This window comes from Halolamina salina (genome assembly GCF_042678005.1).
Taxonomy (GTDB): Archaea; Halobacteriota; Halobacteria; order Halobacteriales; family Haloferacaceae; genus Halolamina; species Halolamina salina.
Window position 1 is genome coordinate 30736 of the sequence record NZ_JBHUDH010000049.1, and the last position, 6394, is coordinate 37129.

Consider the following 6394-nt stretch of genomic DNA (forward strand, 5'->3'; position numbering starts at 1 on the left):
TGCGGTCACAAGTAGTCAAGCATCGAGTTGCTGTTGCGGTCGGAGCTACTGGCGGGAAGAAATACTGTCGCGAGTACGCTACATCCCTCGAACTTCGTGCGCAGTGACCGCCTTACACAGCCGCGGCTGGTCCTACCCGAAGCTCTCGACTTTCGCCCCCTCAGCATCACCGCCGGCGGCCTCGATCGCGTCGGTCGCCGCCTCGACGAAGTCGGCGAAGCCGTAGACGAACACGCCTTCCTCGTCCGCGCCGGTCACGACCGAATCGACTGCCCGCTCGAACTCGGCGTCGTCCTCGCCAAGCAGCGTCACGTCCGCGCCGGCGTCGACGAGCGCGTCGAGGCGGGCCTCGTGAGCCGGCTCGCCCTCGTAGCGGTACACCACCGCGGCCTCGGCGTCGTTCTCGACGGCGGGCTCCGCGATCGCGACGGCGGCGCCGATCCCCGGCCCGCCCGCGAGCACGACCGCCCGCCCCTCGCCCTCGTAGTAGTCGTCGCCGAAGGGGCCGGTGACTTCGACCTCGTCGCCCGACTGGAGCGCCGCGAGGTAGTCACTGAAGGGGCCGCTCTCCGGGGCGACTTCGACGGTGATCTCGAACGTCTCGCCGGTACCCGGCGAGGAGAGCGTGTAGAACCGGGCGTACTCCTCGCCGTCGATCTCGCCGGAGAGCCGAACGAACTGGCCGGCGAGTCCCTCGAACCCCTCGGGCGTGTCGAACGTGAGCGTGAACGTGTTCGGGCCGACCGACTCGCGGCCGACGACAGTCGCGTCCATACCGCGGCTTTCGCCGCCGCGCTAAAGCCGCTTTCCTTCGCGACTCCGGGAGTCGGGGGAACGAACGGTCAGTTTCGCCGGGTTGTACACGGTCGTAACTGACCGACTGACCGGACGCTTCAGAAGGTTTTTGCGCGGGCCGTTGGTAGTTCGTGCCAGTATGCCTGCGGACTTCAACTGGGCCATCGGCGGGGAGGCCGGCGATGGCATCGACTCCACCGGGAAGATCTTCGCGAGAGCGCTCTCCCGGGCCGGGCGACACGTGTTCACCTCTAAGGACTTCGCTTCACGTATCCGGGGTGGGTACACGGCGTACAAGGTTCGGACCTCGATCGACCAGGTGGAGAGTACGGTCGACCGCCTCGACGTGCTGATCGCGCTGACCCAGCGCACCGTCGACGAGAACATCGACGAACTCCACGAGGGGTCGGTGATCATCTACGACGGCGAGCGCACGTCGATGCAGGACCTCGAGATCCCCGACGAAATGGTCGGGATGGACGTCCCCCTCAAGTCGCTGGCGGAGGAGGCCGGCGGCGCCATCATGCGCAACATCGTCGCACTGGGGGCCGCCTGCGAGGTCACTGACTTCCCGATCGAGCACCTCGCGTCCTCGCTGGAGAAGCGCTTCAGCGACAAGGGCCAGTCGATCGTCGAGAACAACAAGACCGCCGCCGAACTCGGCGCGGAGTACGTCGGCGACAACTACGAGGCCGAGAGCACCGAGTTCGAGTACGAACTGGAGACGACCGACGAGGACTACGTCCTGATCAACGGCGACGAGGCGATCGGGATGGGCGCCATCGCCGCCGGCTGCCGGTTCTACTCGGGCTACCCGATCACGCCGGCGACCGACGTGATGGAGTACCTGACCGGGCGCCTCGAGCACTACGGCGGCCACGTCGTGCAGGCCGAGGACGAGCTCTCGGCGATCAACATGGCGCTGGGCGCGGCCCGCGCGGGTGCGCGGTCGATGACCGCCACCTCCGGCCCCGGGATCGACCTGATGTCCGAGACGTTCGGGCTGGTGGCCCAGAGCGAGACGCCGCTGGTGATCTGTGACGTGATGCGCTCGGGTCCCTCGACGGGGATGCCGACCAAGCAGGAGCAGGGCGACCTCGACATGACGCTGTTCGGCGGCCACGGCGAGATCCCGCGGTTCGTGCTCGCGCCGACGACGATCTCGGAGTGCTTCTGGAAGACCGTCGAGGCGTTCAACCTCGCCGAGAAGTACCAGACCCCCGTCTACCTGGTGTCGGACCTCGAGATGGCGGTCACCGAGCAGACGTTCCCGCCCGAGGCGTTCGACATGGACGAGGTCGAGATCGACCGCGGGAAGCTCGTCGACGAGGACGAGATCGACGAGTGGCTCGACGACGAGGGGCGCTTCCGCGCCCACGCCGCCACCGAGGACGGCATCAGCCCGCGCGCGAAGCCGGGGACGACCGACGGCGCCCACATGTCCACCGGGCTCGAACACAACGAGCTCGGCCGGCGGACCGAGGACACGGAGATCCGCGTCGAGCAGGTCGACAAGCGCCAACGTAAGGTCGAGACCGCCCGAGAGCGCGAGGACTGGAGTCCGCGGGAGTTCGGCAACGCCGACGCCGACAACCTCGTCGTCTCGTGGGGGTCGAACGAGGGGACCATCGTCGAGGCGATGGACCTGATGGGCGAGGACGACCCGGACTTCCGGTTCCTCTCGGTGCCGTACCTGTTCCCGCGGCCGGACCTCACCGACGCGTTCGAGCAGGCCGAACAGGTCGTCGTCGTCGAGTGTAACGCGACCGGGCAGTTCGCGGACGTGCTGGAGCACGACACGCTCCAGCGCGTGGATCGGGTGAACAAGTACAACGGCGTCGGGTTCAAAGCGGACGAACTCGCCGACGAGATCACGGAGGTGCTCCAATGAGCAGCGAGACTCGATTCATCGACTTCAAATCCGACAAGCAGCCCACCTGGTGTCCCGGTTGCGGTGACTTCGGGACGATGAACGGCATGATGAAGGCGCTGGCGAACACGGGGAACGACCCCGACAACACGTTCGTCGTCGCCGGCATCGGCTGTTCGGGCAAGATCGGCACGTACATGCACAGCTACGCGCTCCACGGCGTCCACGGTCGGGCGCTGCCCGTCGGCACGGGCGTGAAGATGGCCAACCCCGACCTCGAAGTGATGGTCGCGGGCGGCGACGGCGACGGCTACTCGATCGGCGCCGGCCACTTCGTCCACGCGGTGCGCCGGAACGTCGACATGACGTACGTCGTGATGGACAACCGCATCTACGGCCTCACCAAGGGGCAGGCCTCGCCGACGAGCCGCGAGGACTTCGAGACGGCGACGACGCCCGAGGGGCCGAAGCAGCCGCCGGTCAACCCCCTCGCGCTCGCGCTGTCGGCGGGCGGGACGTTCATCGCCCAGTCGTTCGCCTCTGACTCCCAGCGCCACGCCGAACTGGTGCAGGAGGCCATCGAACACGACGGGTTCGGGTTCGTCAACGTGTTCTCGCCGTGTGTCACGTTCAACGACACGGACACGTACGACTACTTCCGCGACAACCTCACCGATCTGGCGGAGACCGACCACGACCCGACTGACTTCGACGAGGCCAAGGACCGCATCATGGATCCCGACGGCGAGTACCAGGGGATCCTCTATCAGGACGAGGACTCCGTCCCCTACCACGAGGCCCACGGCGTCACCGAGGACATGACCGAGATCCCCGACGGCGCCCCCGAGGACGCGACGGATCTCGTCCGCGAGTTCTACTGAACCGCCACGGCCCCGTTTTTCCGCCGCCGATCGCATCGCTCCTCCGTCCCGTTCCGACCCCCGCGAGCCGACGGAAACCACGGAGTACGGGACGGACTCGCAGGATTCGCTACGGAGTTAGCAACACTCATTACGGACACGGCGTTTCGTGTGTCCATGTCCGACCGTTTTGACGTGGTCATCGCGGGGGCGGGACCCGCGGGCGCACAGTGTGCCCGCGACCTCGCCCAGCGAGGCTACGACGTCGTCCTCCTCGAGACCGAACCGGAGGACGAGTTCCCGCGTCAGAGCAACAAGTCGACCGCCGGCACGTTCCCGTCGATGATGTCCGCCTTCGGCGTCCCCGACGACGTGGTGATGAACTACACCGACGACGTGGTGCTGGAGTCGCCGAACCGCCACTACGTCCAGAACCAGCCCGGCGCCGTGCTGGAGTTCGCCGAGTTCAAGCAGTGGATGGTCGCCGACGCCAGAGAGAAGGGCGCGGAGGTGTGGTTCGACGCCCGCGTCTCCCGGCCGATCACGGAGGACGGCACCCCCGTCGGCGTGCGCTACAACGGCGACGAGGAGGTGTACGCCGACATCGTCGTCGACGCCACCGGTCCCGCGGCGCCGCTGGCGAAGGATCTGGGCGTCAGCGACCTCAAACGCGGGAAGCAGGCCATCGGCGTCGAGTACGAACTCGAAGGCGTCGAGATCGACCACCCCGACTACGCCGACCTGACCGACTCGATGATGCTGCGGCTCGACCACGACCTCGCGCCCGGCGGCTACTCGTGGATCTTCCACACCGGCGGCGACGAGGCGAAGGTCGGGATCTGCTACATCCAGAACGAGAGCCACCAGCGCCACGGGAAGGAGGGGATGGGGATCGACGACTACCTCCAGTACTGGCTCGACACCGACCCCCGATTCGAGGACGCCGAGCGCATCGAGGGGAAGGTCCACCGCGGCTCCGCCCACATCCAGACGCCGGGCGAGCTCAGCACTGACAGCTTCATGGCGATCGGCGACACCGTCCCAAGCATCGACCCGCTCTGGGGCGAGGGGATCCACAAGGGGATGCAGTCCGGCCGCGCGGCCGCGACGACCGCCGACCGCTGTCTCACGCCGGAGGAGCCCGACACCTCGGCGTCGGCGATGGCGGTGTACAACAAGCTCTGGCACAGCGAGGTCGCCCCGCGGGCCCGCGAGCGGCTGCTGATGACCGAACTCCTCTACCTCGCGCCGAACTCACGGTACGACACGCTGATGGCCGACCTGAACGACACCGAGGAGGAGACGCTCGCGAAGGTCAACGCCGGCGACGTGGGCGCGATGCGGAAGCTGCTCCACCTCAGCGACGTGCCGCTGCTCGCGAAGTTCGCGCGCGAGCGGTTCAGCGAGTAGGGGAACCGACGACGACGCGCAACCGACTGCGGCCGTCGCGCCGTCGTCGAACGCGCCGGGGGGCGAGAGTGCCCCGGCCGCAACGGCTTTTCCTCCGAAGAACCACTGTTCGAACACATGAGCGAAACGCCTACCGGCGACGAGATAGCGACGGCCGAGGACTGTCCGCGTGCCAGCGGCATGCCGATGCTCGGCATGGGGACGTGGGAGCTGACCGACGAACAGACCTGTCCCGAGGCGGTCGCGACCGCCCTGGAGATGGGGTACCGCCACGTCGACACCGCGCAGGCGTACGGCAACGAACACCTGGTCGGCGACGGGATCGCCCGCAGCGACGTCGACCGGGAGGATATCTTCCTCGCGACGAAGATCTGGAACTCCGATCTGGGGTACGACGATGCGATCGACGCCGCCTACGACGCCGTCGACAACCTCGGCGTCGACTCCGTCGACCTGCTGTACGTCCACTGGCCGGCGGAGGCGTACGACCCCGCCGAGACGTTCCGCGCGTTCGACGAACTGGTCGAGGAGGGGGTCACCGAGCGCATCGGCATCTCCAACTTCGAGCCCGAGCAGATCGAGGAAGCGCAGGCGGCGGCCGACCACGACATCTTCGCCCACCAGTTCGAGTGCCACCCGCTACTCCAGCAGGAGGTGGTCCGCGAGGCGACCGTGGAACACGGCATCGAGCCGGTCGCGTACTCCCCGCTGGCCCGCGGCGAGGTGTTCGGCCACGAAGTGATCAGCGACATCGCCGGCAGCCACAACGTCAGCGAGGCACAGGTGAGCCTCGCGTGGCTCCGCGAGCAGGGGGTCACCGCGATTCCGAAGGCCTCCAGCGAGGCACACCTCCACGACAACTGGGCGTCGCTGTCGCTCCAGCTCAACGAAGGCGAACTCGAAGCGATCGACGAGCTCGAGGAGGGTCGGCGGATGGTCGATCCGGATTTCGGCCCGTGGAACCGCTGAACTGTCGGAGAACTGTCGTCTGACGCCCGTCGTTCGCACCGCAACTTTCACCTCGGCGGGACTGCTCTACTCGCCCAATGCAAGGGCAGCGAACCGGACTGATCGACGCCATCCGCATCGACGTCGCCCGCCTCCACGCGACGTGGATGGAGCTGGTGTTTCCCCGACAGCTCGACCCCAGTAGCGTGCTCGGCCGCTGGGAGCCGGAGACCGGCGGCCAGAAGGCCGCTTACTACGCTTGGGCCGCACTGGGGATCCCGCTCGTGGTGATCGGCTACCCGCTCCTCCTGCTCGGCTTCGCGACGCGGTACTACGCCGGCAAGCTCGACTCCGCGACCACCCGGCTGGGGAGCGTCGGCGTCGTCCTCGTCGCCGCCGTGGCGTGGGGGCTGTTGACCGTCGGCGCGTGGGTCCGGCAGTTCTCGACTGACGGGCTGGTCGCCGTGGCCGCCGCGGGCGGGGTCGCGACCGTCTCCGCCGGGCTGGCGGT

At 67.8% G+C, this 6394-nt stretch carries 5 protein-coding genes and 1 pseudogene; 5 read left to right on the forward strand and 1 reads right to left on the reverse strand.

Annotated elements, in window-relative coordinates:
• Positions 1 to 132 precede the first annotated feature (132 nt).
• A complete protein-coding gene (locus ACFR9S_RS05825; protein ID WP_379818261.1) occupies positions 133 to 774 on the reverse strand; it encodes an FAD-dependent oxidoreductase in 642 nt (213 codons plus the stop codon).
• 160 nt (positions 775 to 934) lie between these two features.
• Between ACFR9S_RS05825 and ACFR9S_RS05830 the strand changes: the two genes are divergently transcribed.
• The 5 genes and pseudogenes from ACFR9S_RS05830 to ACFR9S_RS05850 all read left to right on the forward strand — a co-directional run.
• Entirely contained in the window at positions 935 to 2686 is a 1752-nt protein-coding gene (locus tag ACFR9S_RS05830) for a 2-oxoacid:acceptor oxidoreductase subunit alpha (protein ID WP_379731176.1), read from the forward strand.
• Positions 2683 to 3546 (forward strand): 2-oxoacid:ferredoxin oxidoreductase subunit beta, encoded by an 864-nt coding sequence (locus tag ACFR9S_RS05835; protein ID WP_379731177.1) that lies wholly within the window; start codon positions 2683 to 2685, stop codon positions 3544 to 3546. Before ACFR9S_RS05830 ends, ACFR9S_RS05835 begins: the two co-directional genes overlap by 4 nt.
• Before the next feature lie 156 nt (positions 3547 to 3702).
• Complete coding sequence (locus ACFR9S_RS05840) at positions 3703 to 4935, forward strand: digeranylgeranylglycerophospholipid reductase (protein ID WP_379731178.1); 1233 nt, start codon at positions 3703 to 3705, stop codon at positions 4933 to 4935.
• Positions 4936 to 5052: 117 nt separating this feature from the next.
• Positions 5053 to 5904: an aldo/keto reductase gene (locus ACFR9S_RS05845; protein WP_379731179.1), complete on the forward strand. Its 852-nt coding sequence runs from the start codon at positions 5053 to 5055 to the stop codon at positions 5902 to 5904.
• 77 nt (positions 5905 to 5981) lie between these two features.
• Positions 5982 to 6394, forward strand: a pseudogene (locus ACFR9S_RS05850) (hypothetical protein); the annotation flags it as partial.